We start from the raw sequence: 16,732 nt of genomic DNA, 5'->3' as shown, positions 1-16,732 counted from the left end.
CATGAAAGCGGTGCGCTATGTCGTCCTCTTCCTCGGGGCGCTGATCTTCCTCTTCCCCTTCTACTACATGCTGATCGGCTCGCTGCAGTCCGCACCGGACACGTCGATCGCCGGTGCGTTGCCGACGAACGGGCTGACGCTCGACAACTACGCCGACATCAACTCGCGGGTCGACCTGCTCGGCTCGCTGATCAACTCCGGGATCTTCACCGGCGGCGTCCTGCTCGGCACCGTCGTGTTCGGCGTCCTCGCCGGCTACGCCCTCGCCCGGCTGCGCTTCCGCGGTCGCGGGACCCTGTTCGTGCTGGTCCTGCTCGTGCAGGTGATCCCGTTCCAGCTATTGCTGATCCCGCTGTACGTGCTGATCGTGCGCGGCTACGGCCTGGCCGACTCGTACCTCGGGATGATCCTGCCCTTCGCCATCAACACCACCGCGGTCTTCATCTTCCGGCAGTTCTTCCTGCAACTGCCCGACGACCTGTTCGCGGCGGCGCGCCTCGACGGTGCCGGTGAGCTGCGGGTCCTCTGGTCGGTGGCGCTGCCGCTGGTGCGGCCCGCGCTGCTGACCGCGGTCCTGCTGACCTTCATCGGGCCGTGGAACGAGTTCCTGTGGCCGTTCCTGGTCACCAAGCAGGCCGACATGCAACCCCTGGCCGTCTCGCTGGCCAACTACATCAGCAACGTGTCGTCCCGGGCCGCCAACCCGTTCGGCGCGATCCTGGCCGGCGCCTGCGTCCTCGCGGCCCCGGCGGTCGGCCTCTTCATCGCCTTCCAGCGACACTTCGTCTCCACCGACCTCGGCTCCGGGGTCAAAGGCTGATGATCATTCCGTACGGACTGAGCCGGCTGGGCGTGGTCATGGAACCCGATCTGTCGTCGCCGTTCGAGGCCATGGGCGTGCTGAACCCGGCGAGCGGGCGCACCCCGGACGGGCGACTGCACCTGCTGCCCCGGATGGTGGCGGCCGGCAACGTGTCGCGGATCGGACTGGCCACCGTCGCACTTCGCGACGGCGTGCCGGTCGGGGTCATCCGCCGGGGCGTCGTCCTGTCGCCGGACGAGGGCTGGGAGCGGGGCCTCGCCAACGCGGGCGTCGAGGATCCGCGGACGACGTGGATTCCCGACCTCGGTCAGCACGTCATGACGTACGTCGCCTTCGGGCCGCTCGGTCCTCGCCTCGCCCTGGCCGTCTCCGCGGATCTGACGTCGTGGCGGCGGCTCGGGCCGGTGTCGTTCGGCTACCAGCCGGACCTGTCCGCCGACCTGAACCTGTTTCCCAACAAGGATGCGGTGTTCTTTCCCTCCGCGGTGCCGGGGCCGGACGGGAAGCTGAGCTTCGCGATGCTGCACCGGCCGATGTGGGATCTCGGCCTGATCCGGGCCGGCGAAGGGGTGCACCCGCCGGCCGGGGTCACCGATCCGCGGCCCGGGATCTGGATCTCCTATGTGCCGGTGGACGAGGTGCTGGCCGACCTCACGGCGCTGGTCCGGCTCCGAGGTCACCGGTGCGTGGCGCAGCCCGAGTTCGCCTACGAACAGCTGAAGATCGGGGCCGGGCCGCCGCCGCTGCGGGTGCCGGAGGGCTGGCTGCTCCTGCACCACGGTGCCACCGGCTACATCCCGCCCGGCTGGGACCCGACCGGTCAGGACGTCACCTACGCGGCCGGGGCGATGCTGCTCGACCCGGCCGACCCGGGGCGCGTTCTCGCCCGTACTCCCGAACCGATCTTTGTTCCCTCGGCCGACGGCGAGCAACGGGGCCTGGTTCCCGGGGTCGTCTTTCCCACCGCTATCGAGCAGGTCGACGGAGTCCACTACGTCTTCTACGGCATGGCGGACTCCCGGATCGGCGTGGCTCGCCTGGACCGACTCACCGAAGGAGTGCGCCCATGAAGCGCCGATCCGTCCTGCTCGGCAGCGGCCTGATCTTGACCGCTCCGCTGACTTCCACGTCGGCTGAGGCGACGCCGGCCCGCCTGACCGACCTCACCAACCTCGCCCACCTCGACTTCCTGCGCGAGGTCATCACTCCGCCCGCGCAGGCCGGGCACACCACCTACGGAGGGTCGGCTCTCGGCGTGCTGTGGACCTACGCCGAGCCGAACCCTGACGGGACCTACCGCCGGATCGGCGGGGGACCGTATGACCCGGCCACCGACACTTACGGCCAAGGCGCCTACAACGCCGACGACATTGCCCGCGCTGCGGTCGTCTATCTACGACATTGGCAGCAGACCGGCGCCGTGAGCAGCCGGTCCGCCTCGTTTGAGTTGCTCCGCGGTCTGACCTACCTGCAGACCGCGGCTGGACCGAACGCCGGCAATGTCGTGCTCTGGATGCAGCCGGACGGCACCCTCCACCCGAGCGCCGAACCGCCGGAGCTGCCCGACCCGTCCGACAGCGGCCCGTCCTACTGGCTGGCCCGCACGGTGTGGGCCCTCGGCGAGGGATATGCGGCCTGGCGCACCGCCGACCCGGCCTTCGCGGCGTTCCTGCGGCAGCGGCTGGACCTGGCCGTCGCCGCCCTGGACCGGCAGGTCCTCACCCGTTACGGCACCTGGCAGACCGTCGACGGCACGCGGGCCCCGGCCTGGCTGATCGTCGACGGCGCCGACGCCACCGCCGAGGCGGTGCTCGGCCTCGCCGCGTACGTCTCGGCCGGTTCTTCCGGCGCGCCCGCGGCGACCGGCGGCGTGGGCGCCGCCCGGCGGGCGCTGCGGCAGTTCGCCGAGGGGATCGCGGCCCTGGCCGGCGGAAGCCCGCGCTCCTGGCCGTTCGGCGCCGTCCGGCCCTGGGCGCTCTCGCTCTCCGACTGGCACGCCTGGGCATCGCAGATGCCGGCGGCCCTGGCCCGCGCCGGTCAGATCCTCGGCGATCACCGCCTGGTGCGGGCGGCGGCGACCGACGGCGCGGTCTTCACGCCCTGGCTGCTCACCTCCGGCGGCCCGGACAACGGACGCCTGCCCACCCGGGTCGACCGCAGCCAGATCGCCTACGGAGTCGACTCGCGCCTGCAGTCTCTGATCGCCATGGAGGGCCCCGGATTCCGCCGGCTCGCCGGGATCGTGGCCGCCTGGTATTTCGGGGCGAACGCGGCCGGCGTGCCCGCCTACGACCCGGCGACCGGCCGCACCGTCGACGGTATAGCCGGCGACGGAACGGTCAACCGCAACGCCGGCGCCGAGTCCACGATCCACGGTCTGCTGAGCATGCTGGCCCTGGACGCCCACCCCGACGTGGCGGCCATCGCGCGCCAGGGTCACATCGTCGACCGGGCCGGGACGACCACTCTGGAAGCCGAACAGGCCGTCCTCACCGGCGGCGCCACGGTGGTCACGCCCCCGTCGGCCTGGACCGGGGAGTCGTCGTACAGCAACGGCGCCTTCGTGCGGATGCCCGCCGGTGCTGCCCTCAGTTGGCAGCTGCCGGCGCTGACCCAGCCCCACCTGGTGCTCCCGGTCGCCGACCTGCGGCCCGGCAGCGCCGCGATCACCCGCTGGTCGCCCGGGGGAGTGCTGCGGCATCGCATCGGCGCGCAGGGCACCTCACCGGCACCCGGTGCCCTGCTGCCGGTGACCCTGCCCCACGAGCTGCCACCGGGTCGCACCGAGCTGACGGCCGTCGCGTCCGGCGGCGAGGCCATCGTGGACGCGGTCATGCTGGAGCCGCTGATCTCCCGTTACGTGATCGGCGGCAACGGCCGCACCACGGCCCTGCTCCGCAGCGCCGCCACCACCCCGCGGACCGTGACGCTCACCGTCACCGGCGCGGCCCGGGCGACAGTCGAGACCTACGACGCGACGGGCCACCGCCGAGCCGTCACCACCACCTCGGACGCGGCCGTGCGCGCCCTGGTCCTGCCCGGCGGCTTCACCATCGTCCGGAGATGAGCCGGGATTTCAAGCCTGCAGGGCCATCTCGGTCTTGGTGCGCTGGTGGCCGGCCGGGGCCACGCCGTAGGTGCGCAGTGCGGTGGAGATGCGGGACGCCACCGCGGCGGCCTCGTCGACCGGGCACTTGGCGGAGAGTTCGAGCAGGTCCGAGCCGTCCGGGTAGCGCCAGCGCTCGGCGGTCAGGCCGTGGTCGAGGCCGCGCAGCTTGAGGTTGTGGCAGCGCACGTCGATCGGACCGAAGAGGGTGAGGTCGCGCAGGTGCACTCCCTTGGGGGCGTACATGGCGAAGAGTTTGCGCTGCCGGGCCGAAAGCAGGCCGGTCAGCGGCCGGCCGGCGGACAGCGCCCGGGACACCTCGCCACGGTCGAGCACCTTTTTCAGCGCGCCCGAGCAGACCGCGTGACCGGGGAGCGCGTCGATCTCCATCCGGAACCGGTCGGCGTCTTTCAGCCAGCCCGGCACCCGGCCCGGTCGCACCGGTCGCAGCTTGATCACGGCGTCGTCCCGGCGGCGGGCCCGGTCGCGGAACCGGATGATCACGCCGTGCCGGTAGAGCGCGAGGTCGGGGGTGTCGAGGAAGTAGACCCGGCGGTTCGGCCGGCCGTCGGGGTCGAGACCCAGGGACCGGCCGCCGTGCTCGGGCACCACCAGTTTCAGCTCGACGCGCTCGACCTGCCTGGCGATGTTCCGCAACGGCTCACGCTGCCAGTATCCGGCCGTCCGTTTCAACGCGTCCCCTTCGCTCGGTGCCGCCCTCGGCCGCGGCCGAGGCAGGGAGCGCATACCCCCGTCCACCTTCCGTTAACCCTACGTCCACCCAACAGTACCGGACGGGCTGCGGACGGCCTCAGTACGACACCGAAAGCCGAGGTCAGGGGCAGGCCGGAGCGGCGAACGCCGGGTGGGTGCCACGGGTGAAGCGGCAGCCGAACGTGGGGGCGGCGACGACGGCGGGGTTGAGGATGGCGTCGCCGGCCGGGCGGTGGCCGGTGCGGATCCAGCCGGTCAGATCGTCGAAGGCCGACGTCAGCTCGGCCTGGGTGAAGTCGCAATGGCCGGTGCCGCGGATCGCCCGGGAGACGAACAGGTTGGCCCGGCCGTGGGCGGCGGCCCGCTTCGCGTAGATCTGTTCCATCGAGAACGGTACGAACAGGTCGCCGATGTCGTGCAGGGAGAGAACCGGGACGCGCGGGTTGCCGTCGACGCGCGGGATGCCGGACAGGCCCGGGTCGGCCGAGGCCGTGTGCCGTACGCGCAGGACCGAGGCGTTCAGGCGCCACTCGGCCGTGGTCGGCCAGAGCCGGTCGGTGCTGCGGTAGAGGGTGAACCGGTTGTCGGTGACGTTGCCGGGCGCGATGTTGGAGGTGCCCGCGCTCAGGCCGGGGTAGAGGCCGAACAGGAACGGCAGATCGTTGAGCGGGGCCAGCGAGGTGGCGGTGTTCCAGTAGGAGAAGGCGCCGTCGAAGCCGGGCCGCTCGCCGCCGGTGCGCCGCTCCACCACGTCCGACCAGGTCTTTCCGGTGGCGGTCAGCACCGGGGGACGGCCGGTCGTCACGCCGAGGGCGGGCAGGATCTGGGCGACCTGGCGACGCCACTCGTCCTGGTAGGAGTCGGGCGGCGGACTCGATGGGAAGCCGATCTTCACCTTGGTGAGGGCGGCGGCGGTGACGTTGGCGTCCAGGAAGTAGTCGAACAGGGACGTGTCGCCGAGGACCCCGCAGTAGGGCATGGCGCCGGCGAACGCGCGCGGGTAGGTCTCGATGGCCACCGCGGTGACCTGGCCGCCCATCGACTCACCGGTCATGATGACGCTGCGCGGGCCAGAACCGGTCAACTGCCGGAAAAGACCGATCAGGGCGTACGAGTCACGCACGCCCTGCCCCACGTCGTAGCCGTTCGTCGCGTAGCTGGAGGCGGCCCACGCGTAGCCCGTGTCGAGGTAGTGCTGCCGCAGATCGGGGTTGTCCACGTAGACGGTGGTGCCGGTGCCGCGGTAGCCGTGCGCGTACACCACGAGTTTGCCGTTCCAGCCGGCCGGCACCTCGATGCGGTAGGCCGCGCCGCCGGAGATTCCGGTGTGGACGGTCGCCCCGGGCAGGGCGGTGAACGGGGTGCCGTTCACGTCGCAGTTCGGGTCGAGGACGGTGTAGCCGGGCTGCGTCGTGCTCGGCACCGGTGCGGTGCAGGCGGCGGCCGCGGCGGGGGAGGCCACGGCGGTCAGCGGCAGGGCCAGGAGGACGGCGAGGGCGGCTCGTTTCGACCACGTGATCATTTGATTACCTCCGGGTAACATCCAACGGCTCGACGTTCGCGGATGTCAAGGGAGGTGCCGGTCGGTACGGTGATGGCCCGAGCCGGACGGAGGTGAACCGAGCGTGTACGAGTGGGATCCCGCCGATCTGCGCCGGCGCCTCGAGCCGCTGCTGCGGGAGCTTGCCGTCGACGGCACCGGCGTGACCCTGCGGGAGCTGCGGCCGCGCCCGGAGGACTATCCGAAGGTCTTCACCGCGGCCGTCGTGGACCGCGCCCGCGAGCGTTACGAGCGTCTATGGGCCGGGCCGGTCGACTTCCGTCACCCCGAGCCGGAGGCGGTCGTCGAGGTCGACGTGGTGCCGGCGACCGGCAGCGAGACGCTGATGCCGGGCCGGGTGTGGGCCAGCTGGCGGTACATCGTGCCGGGGCGGACCGCCGTGCTGTCCTACGACGGGCTGGTCTGGTGCGACTACCACTGGGCCTGGTTCCCCAAGCCGCACCGGCTATGACGGCGGGGGCGCGGTGCTCGCCCGCGGCACCAGGGTCGTCGGCACCAGTACGGTGCCCGGCTCGCCGCGGTCGTCGCGGATCTGCGACAGCAACCCCTGCACGCACCGCCGCCCGACCTCGGCGAAGTCCTGGTGCACGGTGGTGAGCGGGGGCAGGTAGGAGGCCGACTCGGGCAGGTCGTCGAAGCCGACCACGCTGACGTCCTGCGGCACCCGGCGGCCGTTCTCCTGCAGGGCGCGCAGCACGCCGAGGGCCATCTGGTCGTTCGCGGCGAAGATCGCGGTGCAGGCCGGATCGGCGGCGAGGCGCAGCCCGGCCTCGTATCCGGAGGCGGCCGACCAGTCGCCCCGCTCGACCGGCGGGACCGGCCGGCCGGCTTCGGTCAGGACGTCGCGCCAGGCCTGGGCCCGGCGCTCGGAGGAGTACGACTCCGCCGGCCCGGTCACGTGGAAGACCGTGGCATGTCCGAGCGAGAGCAGGTGCCGGACGGCCTGCCGGGCGCCGTCGGCCTGGTCGGTGTCGACGACCGGGTAGCGGTCGCCGGCGTCGGAGTCGACCACCACCACCTGCACGCCGGGCGGCAGTTGCAGCTCGACCGCGTCGAGCAGGTGCACCTCCATGATCACGATGACGCCGTCGACCGCGAGCTCGCCGAGCCGGGTGAACGCCCCGAGCACCCCGTCCTGGGTCGGCACCGCCACCGGGATGAGCGTGATCGCGTACCCCTCCTGGGCGGCCTGGGCCGCGATGGCCTCGACGGTCCGGCTGTTGCCGGTGGTCGCCAGGGTGAAGAGGATGACGCCGAGCGTGCGGAACTCGCCGCTCTTGAGCGCCCGGGCCGCGCTGTTGGGGCGGTAGCCCAGCTCGCGCATGGCGTCCAGCACCTGGCGGCGGGTGGATTCGACCACGCCGGGATGGCCGGTGGAGACCCGCGAGACGGTCTGCGAGGACACGCCGGCCAGGGCGGCGACATCGGCCATCGATACGCCGCGCGACCGGCGGCGGGAGGGAGTTTCGTTCACAGGCGTGGACTCCTTGACGATCCGTGCACGCGGTGAAACTATCACCACGATGTTTACGTAAACATCACGAGGTTGAACTTCCTGAAACAAAATCGCACAAGGTACCGTGAGCTGCATGTTTACGTAAACATACGCAGGACCGGGTGCAAGATGTAAGAGGTGAAGAAGTGGCGGTTCCCCAGGTGGCGGCGCCCCCGGGCGTACGCGTGAAGCGGCGAGGCCGGTCCTGGAAGGGCTGGCAGTTCGTCGGTCCCTTCATGCTGGTGTTCGCTTTTGTTTTCCTCGCGCCGATCGCCTACACGATCTACCTGAGCCTGTACCGCAACCAGCTCGTCGGCGGTAACTCGTTCGTCGGCCTCGACAACTACACGAAGGCCCTGCAGGACTCGCAGTTCTGGTCGGCACTCGGCCGGGTGTCGCTGTTCCTGGTCGTCCAGGTGCCGATCATGCTGGCCCTGGCGCTGATCGTGGCGCTCGCGATCGACAGCGGCCGGCTGTACGGCAAGGCGTTCTTCCGGGTCTCGATCTTCCTGCCGTACGCGGTGCCCGCCGTGGTGGCCACGCTCATGTGGGGCTTCATGTACGGCAACCAGTTCGGCCTGGTCAAGAACATCAACGACTGGCTCGGTACCGCGCTCGACCCGCTCGCCCCGAACATCGTGCTGGCCAGCATCGGCAACATCGTGACCTGGGAGTTCATCGGTTACAACATGCTGATCCTGTACTCCGCGCTGGCCACCGTGCCCACGTCGCTGTACGAGTCGGCCGAGATCGACGGCGCGAGCCAGATGAAGATCATCACGGCGATCAAGCTGCCCGCCATCCGCGGCGCCATCACCATCGCCACGATCTTCTCGGTGATCGGCAGCTTCCAGCTGTTCAACGAGCCGAGCATCCTGCGCCCGCTGGCCAAGAACGCGATCACCACGTTCTTCACCCCGAACCTCTACGCCTCCTCGCTGACCTTCGCCGGCCAGCAGTACAACTACGCCGCCACCGTCGCGATCATCATGGCCCTGGTCACCATGGTCATCGCGTACATCGTGCAGCTGCGCGGAAGCAGGAACCGCTGATGACCACCGCGTTGCGTACCCGTCCCGCTTCGGTGGACGCGCCCGTCGCGACCAAGCGCCGGCGTCGCAAGAGCATCCTGCTCACCGGGCTGGTCGCGCTGTTCGCCATCTACAGCCTCGTGCCGATGGTGTGGCTGCTGATCAACGCGACCAAGACGCAGGACGGCCTGTTCTCGTCGTTCGGTCTCTGGTTCGACGACGGCAAGTTCGCGCTCTTCGCCAACATCAAAGAGACTTTGACGTACGACGACGGAGTGTTCGTCCGCTGGCTCGGCAACACCCTGCTGTACGTGGTGGTGGGCGCGGGCGGGGCCACGATCCTGGCCACGCTGGCCGGGTACGGCCTGGCCAAGTTCGACTTCCCGGGCAAGCGGGGCGTCTTCGCGATCGTCATCGGCGCGGTCGCCGTGCCCGGCACCGCCCTGGCCGTCCCGACGTTCCTGATGTTCAGCAAGATGAACCTGACGAACACCCCGTGGGCCGTGATCATCCCGTCGCTGGTGACGCCGCTCGGCTTCTACCTGATGTGGACCTTCTCGGCCGAGGCCGTGCCCGACGAGATCATCGAGGCGGCCCGGGTCGACGGTGCGGGGGAGTTCCGCACGTTCTTCAAGATCTCGGTGCCGTTGCTCGCTCCCGGCATCGTCACCGTGCTGCTGATCAGCACGGTCGCCACCTGGAACAACTACTTCCTTCCGCTGATCATGCTGAAGGACCCGGACTGGTACCCGATCACGCTCGGCCTCAACGCCTGGAACGCCCAGGCCGCGACCGCCGGGGGCCAGGCCGTTTTCAACCTCGTCATCACCGGATCGCTCCTCACGATCCTGCCGCTCATCGCGGCGTTCCTCCTCCTCCAGCGCTACTGGCAGTCGGGTCTGGCCGCCGGAAGCGTAAAAGAATGAACCCGGGAAAGGATCCCTCCCTGATGCGTAAGTTCTTGCCCATCGCAGCGGTTGCGCTGCTGTCGCTCGGCCTGGCCGCCTGCGGCGGTGGCGACGACTCCTCCGATTCGTCCGCGTCGTCGTCCGGCACCGTCTCCGACGCGGATGTCACCGCGGCCCTGGAAAAGGGCGGCAACCTGACCGTGTGGGCGTGGGAGCCCACGCTCAAGCAGGTCGTGACGAAATTTCAGGAGAAGTACCCGAACGTCAAGGTAAATCTGGTCAACGCCGGTACCGGCAACGACCAGTACACCGCCCTGCAGAACGCCGTCGCCGCCGGTAAGGGCGTCCCCGACGTCGCGCAGATCGAGTACTACGCGCTGCCGCAGTTCGCCCTGGGCAAGTCGCTGACCGCCCTCACCGGCTACGGCGCCGAGAGCCTCAAGGCCGACTTCACCCCCGGCCCGTGGTCGTCGGTGACCAGCGGCGGCACCGTCTACGGCCTGCCGATGGACTCCGGCCCGATGGCGCTGTTCTACAACAAAGAGGTCTTCGACAAGTACGGCATCGCGGTCCCCAAGACCTGGGACGAATACCTGGACGCGGCCCGCAAGCTGCACAAGGCCGACCCGAAGGCGTACATCACCAACGACACCGGCGACGCCGGCCTCACCACCAGCCTGATCTGGCAGGCCGGCGGCAAGCCCTACACGGTCGACGGCACCAACGTGACGATCAACTTCTCGGACCCGGGCGCCACCGAGTTCGCCAAGGTCTGGCAGCAGCTGATCAGCGAGAAGCTCCTCGCGCCGATCTCCAGCTGGAGCGACCAGTGGTTCCAGGGCATGGCCGGCGGCACCATCGCCTCCATCTCCACCGGCGCCTGGATGCCCGCCAACTTCACCTCCAGCGCGCCCGGCGGCTCCGGCAAGTGGCGGGTCGCCGACCTGCCGCAGTGGACGGCCGGCGCCACCGCCAGCGCCGAGAACGGCGGCAGCTCTCTCGCGATCATGGACAAGGGCGCGAACAAGGAACTGGCGTACGGCTTCATGAAGTACGCGAACGACGGTGACGGCGTGCAGGTCCGCGTGGACAACGGGGCCTTCCCGGCCACCACCAAGCAGCTCAACGACCCCGCGTTCCTGAACACCGAGTTCAAGTACTTCGGCGGCCAGAAGGCCAACGAGATCTTCGCGAAGTCGGCGCAGAACGTGGTCACCGGCTGGTCCTACCTGCCGTTCCAGGTGTACTCGAACAGCATCTTCAACGACACGGTCGGCAAGGCGTACGTCTCCGGCACCACCCTCACCGACGGCCTGAAGGCGTGGCAGGAGCAGTCCGCCAAGTACGGCACCGAGCAGGGCTTCACCGTCAAGTAGTGACACCGGGGGCCCGTGCGGTGGGCGCGCGGGCCCCCACCTTTAAGGAGTTCGTGTGAGTTCCCCCCGATGGCTGCGTCGTGACGGAGCCCCCCGCCTGGAATTCGGTGCGGATTACAACCCCGACCAGTGGCCGCGTGCCGTGTGGGACGAGGACGTCCAGCACATGCGTTCGGCGGGCGTGACGATCGTTTCGCTCGCGATCTTCTCGTGGGCTCGTCTGGAGCCGGCCGAAGGCGAGTACGACTTCGCCTGGCTCGACGACGCCATCGATCTCCTGCACGCCAACGGCATCTCGGTGGACCTGGCGACCGCGACCGCGTCGCCGCCGCCGTGGCTGACCGCCGCCCACCCGTCCATTCTCCCGGTGGACCGGGAAGGGCACACGATCTGGCCCGGTGGACGCCAGCAGTGGCGTCCGACCTCGCCGATCTTCCGTTCGCACGCCCTGGCGCTGGTCCGGGCGCTCGCTGACCGGTACAAAGAGCACCCGGCCGTGGTGGCCTGGCACGTCTCCAACGAGCTCGGCTGCCACAACATCTACGACTACTCGGACGACGCGGCCCGCGCGTTCCGGGTGTGGCTGCGCGACAAGTACGCGACCCTGGACGAGCTCAACGACGCCTGGGGCACGGCCTTCTGGTCGCAGCGCTACACCGCCTGGGACGAGATCATCCCGCCGCGGCTGGCCGCCACCCACCCCAACCCGGGGCAGCAGCTCGACTTCAAGCGGTTCTCGTCGGACGCGCTCGTGGATTACCTGCGGGCCGAGAAGGAGATCCTCCGGGAGATCACTCCCGACATCCCGGTGACCACGAATTTCATGGTCATGGGCGAGACCAAGGGCATGGACTACGCCGCCTGGGCCGACGAGGTCGACTTCGTCTCCAACGACCACTACCGGCAGCCCGGCCCGCAGTCCCTCGACGAGCTGTCGTTCTCGGCCAACCTGACCGGCAACCTGGCCGGCGGCCGGCCGTGGTTCCTGATGGAGCACTCCACCAGTGCCGTCAACTGGCAGCCGATCAACGTGCCGAAGAAGGCCGGCGAACTGGCTCGCGACTCGCTCACCCACGTCGCGCACGGCGCCGACGCGGTCTGCTTCTTCCAGTGGCGGCAGTCCCGGGCCGGCGCCGAGAAATACCACTCGGCGATGTTCCCGCACGCCGGCGCCGACAGCGACCTGTTCCGCTCGGTCGCGGCGCTCGGTGCCCAACTGGCAACGTTGTCAGAGCTGGCCGGCACCCCGCGCACCCGCGCCCGGGCCGCCATCCTCTTCGACTGGCCGTCCTGGTGGGCCTCCGAACTCGACTCGCACCCCACCGACCGCCTGCGCTACCGCCAGGAGGCCCTGGACTGGTACACCACGTTCCTCAACCTTGGCGTACGGGCGGACGTGGTCCCGCTGGGCGCACCCCTCGAGGAGTACGACGTACTGGTCGCGCCCGTCCTGCACGTCGTGCCGGCCGACCTGGCCAAGCGCCTCGACGCGTACGTCAGCGCCGGCGGCCACCTGGTCACCACGTACTTCTCCGGCATCGTCGACGAGCACGACCACGTGTGGCTCGGCGGTTACCCCGGTGCGCTGCGTGACCTGCTCGGCATCCGCATCGAGGAGTTCGCGCCGCTGCTCGACCACGAGAGCGCCACGCTTTCCAACGGCACCACCGGCACGCTGTGGACCGACCGGATCGACCTGGTGGACGAGGCCGTCGACGTGCTCGCGACCTACCAGACCGGCGAGCTGGCCGGTCGCCCGGCCGTGACCCGTCGCGAGGTCGGCAACGGCTCCGCCGCGTACGTCTCGACGCGTCTGGGGCCCGAAGGGCTTGCCCCTGTTCTCGGCACCCTGCTGGAGCGGGCCGGCGTGCCCGGCGACCTCCCGGCCGCCCTGCGCGGCCGCGTCGAACTCGCGCAGCGAGGCGACTTCCGCTTCATCCTCAACCGCACCGACGAGCCGATCGACATCTCGTCGCTCGGCGCCGCGGAAACCACTCTCGCCGCCAGGGGAGTGGCCGTGATCCGCGCCTGACCGTTCCAGGCGCGGTCAACCGGCCCGGGTTTGTGCCATGGTGGAGAGTGAGCCTTTCGCACAAAGAGATCTTCGAGCGGTACATCTACGCGGGCGCCATCACCCGCAACCCCGACGCGTACGCCGACCTGTTCACGCCGGACGGGGTGTACGAGGTGCCGCTCACCGGCCACCGGCTGGAGGGCCGCGAGGCGATCCGGGCCGGCATCGGCGTCTACCAGAGCGTGTCGGTGCCCGGCACGCTGAGCTTCGAGAAGTCCGCGTACGTCCTGCACGACACCGCCGACCCGGGCGTGTTCATCGCCGAGATCGACACCGTCTTCGAGAATCCGAGCAGCACCATGTCGCTGGTCCAGATCTTTCGCGTCCGCGACGACCGCATCGCCCACCTCCGCGACTACTTCCGGCCCTGAGGAGCACGCCGTGCATTTCGTCCGCAGCGAGGCAGAGCCACCCACCCCCGAGCAGATGCAGGAATGGCAGCGCCGGATCTCCCCGCCGGAGAACGAGTTGCCCGCCGGCGCCGGGATCACCGTGCTGCTCAGCAAGACCGAGGACACCGCGGTCGGGATCAGCCAGGTCGAGGTGTATTCGACGGGCTTCCGCTTCACCCTCGACGTCCGGCTGCGCGCGTCTCGCCCGGAGATAGCCAACGGCGGCCTGTTCGCCCTGGTCAGCGGGCACGGCCATCCCCGTGTGCAGGTCCCGGCCGAGGACCGCCTGCTGTTCGGCATCGAGTACGCCGACGGTGGCCGGGCCTCGATCCTGGACGACTTCCACACCCGGGGCCCGGGCGCGAGCAGCCCGCTGACCCTGATGCGGCATGGTGGCGGCAGCAGCGGTGACCTGAGTGCCAACCAGACCTACTGGGTGTCCCCGCTGCCGCCGGCCGGCCCGGTGACGTTCGTGCTGGCCTGGCCGGCGTTCGGCATCGCCGAGTCCCGCACCGAGGTGGACGGCAGTGTCATCCGCGCGGCCGCCGACCGGAGCTACCTGCTGTGGCCGCCCCAGCCGCCGGTGGAACAGACCCCGCCGCCGCCTCCGCCCCGCCCCTCGACCGGCTGGTTCGCCGACCCGCCGGCCTGAGTCAGGGGACCGTCACCGCGTGCAGGAGGAAGTCGACCAGGTCGCGGGCGTGGTCCGGGGTTCGTTTCTCGGCCGGCGTGTTCAGGGCGTGCATCATCGCTCCGCCGACCAGGGTGTCCAGCAGCAGCGTCACCGACGTCGCCGGTGGTAGCTCACCGCGCTCGATGCCGCGCCGGACGATGGCCCGCGCCGCCCTCGTCTGGGCGGTACGCATCGCCGCGTAGTTCTCGGCGATGCCGGGGATCGTGCGGGCCTCCAGGTTGAGGCGCATCGCCGCGCGGCTGGCCGGTCCGACGTAGAGGTCGATCATCTGGCCGGCCAACTCGGCGAGGTCGCCGTGGACGGTGCCGGTGTCGACGTCGCTGATCCGCACCAGGCCGGTGGTCAGCGCGTCGCTGAGCAGCGCCTCCTTGCTGCTCCACCGCAGATAGAGCGAGGCTTTGCCGACTCCCGCCCGCCGGGCGACGGCCTCCATCGCGAACCCGGCCCAGCCCAGTTCGCCGAACACGTCCAGGGCGGCCTGGGCGATCCGCCGGTCGACCTGCGGGTCCCGGGGCCGGCCCGGCCCGGTGCTAGTCATCGAGTTCAGCGTACCGGCCGTCCGTCGGGGAAGCGCTTCCCGAGATTTCGCGCATGTTTCGACACATGGTGTCGATTAAAACGGCTCGATGTTGAGAGAGCGCTTCCCGAGCCTCGATACTTCCTGGCACTCCTGATCCCCGAATCCCCGAGGAGTGCTGATGCATTCATCCCCACGAATCCGCGTGCTGGTGGCCACCGCCCTCACGGTGGCCGCCACACTCGTCCTGGCGCCGTCGAGAGCCGACGCCGCCACCGTCACCGTGCAGGCCGAGTCGTACGCCGCGCAGTCCGGCACCCAGGTGGAGGGCACCGCCGACACCGGCGGCGGGCAGAACCTCGCCTACCTCGCCAACGGCGACTGGCTGCGCTACGACAACGTCGACCTCGGCGCGGCCGGCACGCTCACCGTGCAGGCCCGGGTGGCCTCGGCGACCGGCACCGGCAGCGTCGAACTGCGCACCGGTTCGGCGACCGGCCCGGTGCTGGCCACCTTCGCGATCGCCAACACCGGCGGCTGGCAGGTCTGGACCACCCAGACCACCAGCGTCGCCTCGCATCCCACGGGTGCCCAGACAGTGTTCGCGCTGCTGCGCAACACCACCGGCGGCGACTTCGTCAACATCAACTGGTTCTCGTTCGGCGACGGTGCCGCAACGGGCGGAGCCGGCTGGATCCCGATCGACCAGGCCGCCTGGAACGCCCAGCTGGCCCAGTTCAACGCCCTGACCCCGAAGCCGGTGCCGGCCGGCACGGTCCGGGTGTCCGAGTTCAACGCGAGCTGCACCTACAGCCACTCGCACACGGACGACCCGATCATCTTCCCCGGCATGCCCGGCGCATCACACATGCACACGTTCCTGGGCAACACCAAGACCGACGCGTACACCACGACGTCGTCCCTGCTGGCGAACGCCGGCACGTCCTGCCGCCCGGCGCCGGACCTCTCGGCCTACTGGATCCCCACCCTCTACAACGGCGACCAGGCGATCGAGCCGAAGGACGTGGTCGTCTACTACGGCTCCCGGATCACCGACCCGAGCGTCACCAAGCCGTTCCCGCAGGGCTTCCGCATGATCGCCGGCGACGCAAAGCTGCAGACGCCGACACCGGAGGGCTCGGTGAACGCGTTCTACTGCGCCGGCCCCGGCGGCCAGATAGGCCGAAGCGCCGACGGCAACTGGCCGGTCTGCGCCTCCACCGCCGTCCTGATGTTCCACTTGGTCTTCCAGGACTGCTGGGACGGCAAGAACCTGGACAGCCCCACCCACAAGGCCCACGTCGCATACAGCTACGACGGCACCTGCAAGGGCGACTTCCCAGTAGCCATCCCCAACCTGTCCTTCCTGATCTCCTACCCCACCAGCGGTTCCGCGAACGGTTTCCGCTTGGCCTCAGGAATGGCATCATCAATGCACGGCGACGCCTTCTTCGCCTGGGACAACCTGGCGCAGAGCCAACGAGTAAAGAACTGCATAGTCCAAAAGGCGAAGTGCAACACCGACGGCAACTTCTAACGTACGCCGTAACGGCGCGCGCCGCAGCCGCGGCGCGCGCCAATCGCATGCCGAGCAAGAGACGGAAATCCCCTTCAGCCTCCTTATCCAGAAATAAGACATCGTTTCTACGAAGGCGGCACCGCCCGATTAACAGCAAACATTGCCGGCCCTTCCCCGGCGCAATCCGTTCTGCAGAGGCCATCCGCGGCCGGCGCGTGGTTATGGCCGTGCGCCGACCGCGAGGAAGCCGTTGCCGCAGATCGGCGGTGCAGCGGCGCCCTCGGCAGAGGTACGGGCGATCGATGTCGCCAGACGAGCGAACGACGGGCGGCGGCCGGCCCCGGCTGGTCTGACGCCATCGCGCGGCCGGCATGGTGGGCCCGGCTTCCGCGCAGCCACGCGCGTCGACAGCGTCGATCCGGCACACGAGCCCTACCCGATCGGCTCGGCCAGTCGCATGCACTCGGTGCGCCAGCCCTGCTCGAAATGCGGGCTCACCCTGAAGTGCGGGCTCCGCCGGAA

General features: G+C 69.9%; 15 protein-coding genes. 11 read left to right on the top strand and 4 right to left on the bottom strand.

Annotated elements, in window-relative coordinates; all coding sequences use genetic code 11:
* The first annotated feature begins 1 nt into the window (after nt 1).
* The 3 genes from Ato02nite_RS41325 to Ato02nite_RS41315 are packed head-to-tail and all read left to right on the top strand — an operon-like array spanning nt 2 to nt 3,890.
* The gene (locus Ato02nite_RS41325; RefSeq protein ID WP_213012164.1) at nt 2-820 is read left to right on the top strand and encodes a carbohydrate ABC transporter permease; all 819 of its coding nucleotides are present in this window, start codon (nt 2-4) and stop codon (nt 818-820) included.
* On the top strand, nt 820-1,893 hold the full coding sequence (locus Ato02nite_RS41320; RefSeq protein WP_213012163.1) for a glycoside hydrolase family 130 protein: 1,074 nt from the start codon (nt 820-822) through the stop codon (nt 1,891-1,893). The genes Ato02nite_RS41325 and Ato02nite_RS41320 overlap by 1 nt, the downstream gene beginning before the upstream one ends.
* On the top strand, nt 1,890-3,890 hold the full coding sequence (locus Ato02nite_RS41315; RefSeq protein WP_213012162.1) for a hypothetical protein: 2,001 nt from the start codon (nt 1,890-1,892) through the stop codon (nt 3,888-3,890). The genes Ato02nite_RS41320 and Ato02nite_RS41315 overlap by 4 nt, the downstream gene beginning before the upstream one ends.
* A gap of 9 nt (nt 3,891-3,899) precedes the next feature.
* Here the strand turns inward: Ato02nite_RS41315 and Ato02nite_RS41310 are convergent, their stop codons facing one another.
* Together Ato02nite_RS41310 and Ato02nite_RS41305 are read right to left on the bottom strand one after the other, a co-directional pair.
* On the bottom strand, nt 3,900-4,622 hold the full coding sequence (locus Ato02nite_RS41310; RefSeq protein ID WP_213012161.1) for a hypothetical protein: 723 nt from the start codon (nt 4,620-4,622) through the stop codon (nt 3,900-3,902).
* 142 nt (nt 4,623-4,764) lie between these two features.
* Nucleotides 4,765-6,165, bottom strand: coding sequence for an alpha/beta hydrolase family protein (locus Ato02nite_RS41305; protein ID WP_213012160.1), 1,401 nt, complete (start codon nt 6,163-6,165; stop codon nt 4,765-4,767).
* 103 nt (nt 6,166-6,268) lie between these two features.
* Between Ato02nite_RS41305 and Ato02nite_RS41300 the strand changes: the two genes are divergently transcribed.
* Nucleotides 6,269-6,655, top strand: a complete 387-nt coding sequence (locus Ato02nite_RS41300) for a hypothetical protein (protein ID WP_213012159.1) — start codon at nt 6,269-6,271, stop codon at nt 6,653-6,655.
* Here Ato02nite_RS41300 and Ato02nite_RS41295 read toward each other — a convergent pair.
* Entirely contained in the window at nt 6,650-7,636 is a 987-nt protein-coding gene (locus Ato02nite_RS41295) for a LacI family DNA-binding transcriptional regulator (protein ID WP_213012181.1), read from the bottom strand. The two genes, Ato02nite_RS41300 and Ato02nite_RS41295, sit on opposite strands and share 6 nt — an antisense overlap.
* Nucleotides 7,637-7,845: 209 nt before the next feature.
* Between Ato02nite_RS41295 and Ato02nite_RS41290 the strand changes: the two genes are divergently transcribed.
* Genes Ato02nite_RS41290 through Ato02nite_RS41265 form a run of 6 tightly spaced genes read left to right on the top strand, consistent with a single transcriptional unit; the run spans nt 7,846 to nt 14,132 of the window.
* Complete coding sequence (locus Ato02nite_RS41290; RefSeq protein WP_369076933.1) at nt 7,846-8,751, top strand: carbohydrate ABC transporter permease; 906 nt, start codon at nt 7,846-7,848, stop codon at nt 8,749-8,751.
* The gene (locus Ato02nite_RS41285; RefSeq protein ID WP_213012158.1) at nt 8,751-9,656 is read left to right on the top strand and encodes a carbohydrate ABC transporter permease; all 906 of its coding nucleotides are present in this window, start codon (nt 8,751-8,753) and stop codon (nt 9,654-9,656) included. Before Ato02nite_RS41290 ends, Ato02nite_RS41285 begins: the two co-directional genes overlap by 1 nt.
* Before the next feature lie 23 nt (nt 9,657-9,679).
* Nucleotides 9,680-11,014 carry an ABC transporter substrate-binding protein gene (locus tag Ato02nite_RS41280; protein WP_213012157.1) on the top strand — a complete coding sequence of 445 codons (1,335 nt, stop codon included), beginning with the start codon at nt 9,680-9,682 and terminating at the stop codon, nt 11,012-11,014.
* Between the two features lie 55 nt (nt 11,015-11,069).
* A complete protein-coding gene (locus tag Ato02nite_RS41275; RefSeq protein ID WP_213012156.1) occupies nt 11,070-13,046 on the top strand; it encodes a beta-galactosidase in 1,977 nt (658 codons plus the stop codon).
* A 47-nt stretch (nt 13,047-13,093) separates the two neighbouring features.
* Entirely contained in the window at nt 13,094-13,459 is a 366-nt protein-coding gene (locus Ato02nite_RS41270; RefSeq protein ID WP_213012155.1) for a nuclear transport factor 2 family protein, read from the top strand.
* Between the two features lie 10 nt (nt 13,460-13,469).
* Complete coding sequence (locus Ato02nite_RS41265; RefSeq protein WP_213012154.1) at nt 13,470-14,132, top strand: hypothetical protein; 663 nt, start codon at nt 13,470-13,472, stop codon at nt 14,130-14,132.
* Nucleotide 14,133: 1 nt separating this feature from the next.
* Here Ato02nite_RS41265 and Ato02nite_RS41260 read toward each other — a convergent pair whose 3' ends face one another.
* Complete coding sequence (locus Ato02nite_RS41260) at nt 14,134-14,712, bottom strand: TetR/AcrR family transcriptional regulator (RefSeq protein ID WP_213012153.1); 579 nt, start codon at nt 14,710-14,712, stop codon at nt 14,134-14,136.
* Between the two features lie 160 nt (nt 14,713-14,872).
* On the opposite strand from Ato02nite_RS41260, the gene Ato02nite_RS41255 reads away from it, so the two are divergent.
* Nucleotides 14,873-16,228, top strand: a complete 1,356-nt coding sequence (locus Ato02nite_RS41255) for a DUF1996 domain-containing protein (protein ID WP_213012152.1) — start codon at nt 14,873-14,875, stop codon at nt 16,226-16,228.
* Nucleotides 16,229-16,732 lie beyond the last annotated feature (504 nt).

It is taken from the genome of Paractinoplanes toevensis (genome assembly GCF_018332695.1).
GTDB classification, from domain to species: domain Bacteria; phylum Actinomycetota; class Actinomycetes; order Mycobacteriales; family Micromonosporaceae; genus Actinoplanes; species Actinoplanes toevensis.
The sequence above is the reverse complement of the archived record's forward strand: the minus strand, read 5'-3'. Positions and strand labels throughout refer to the sequence as shown.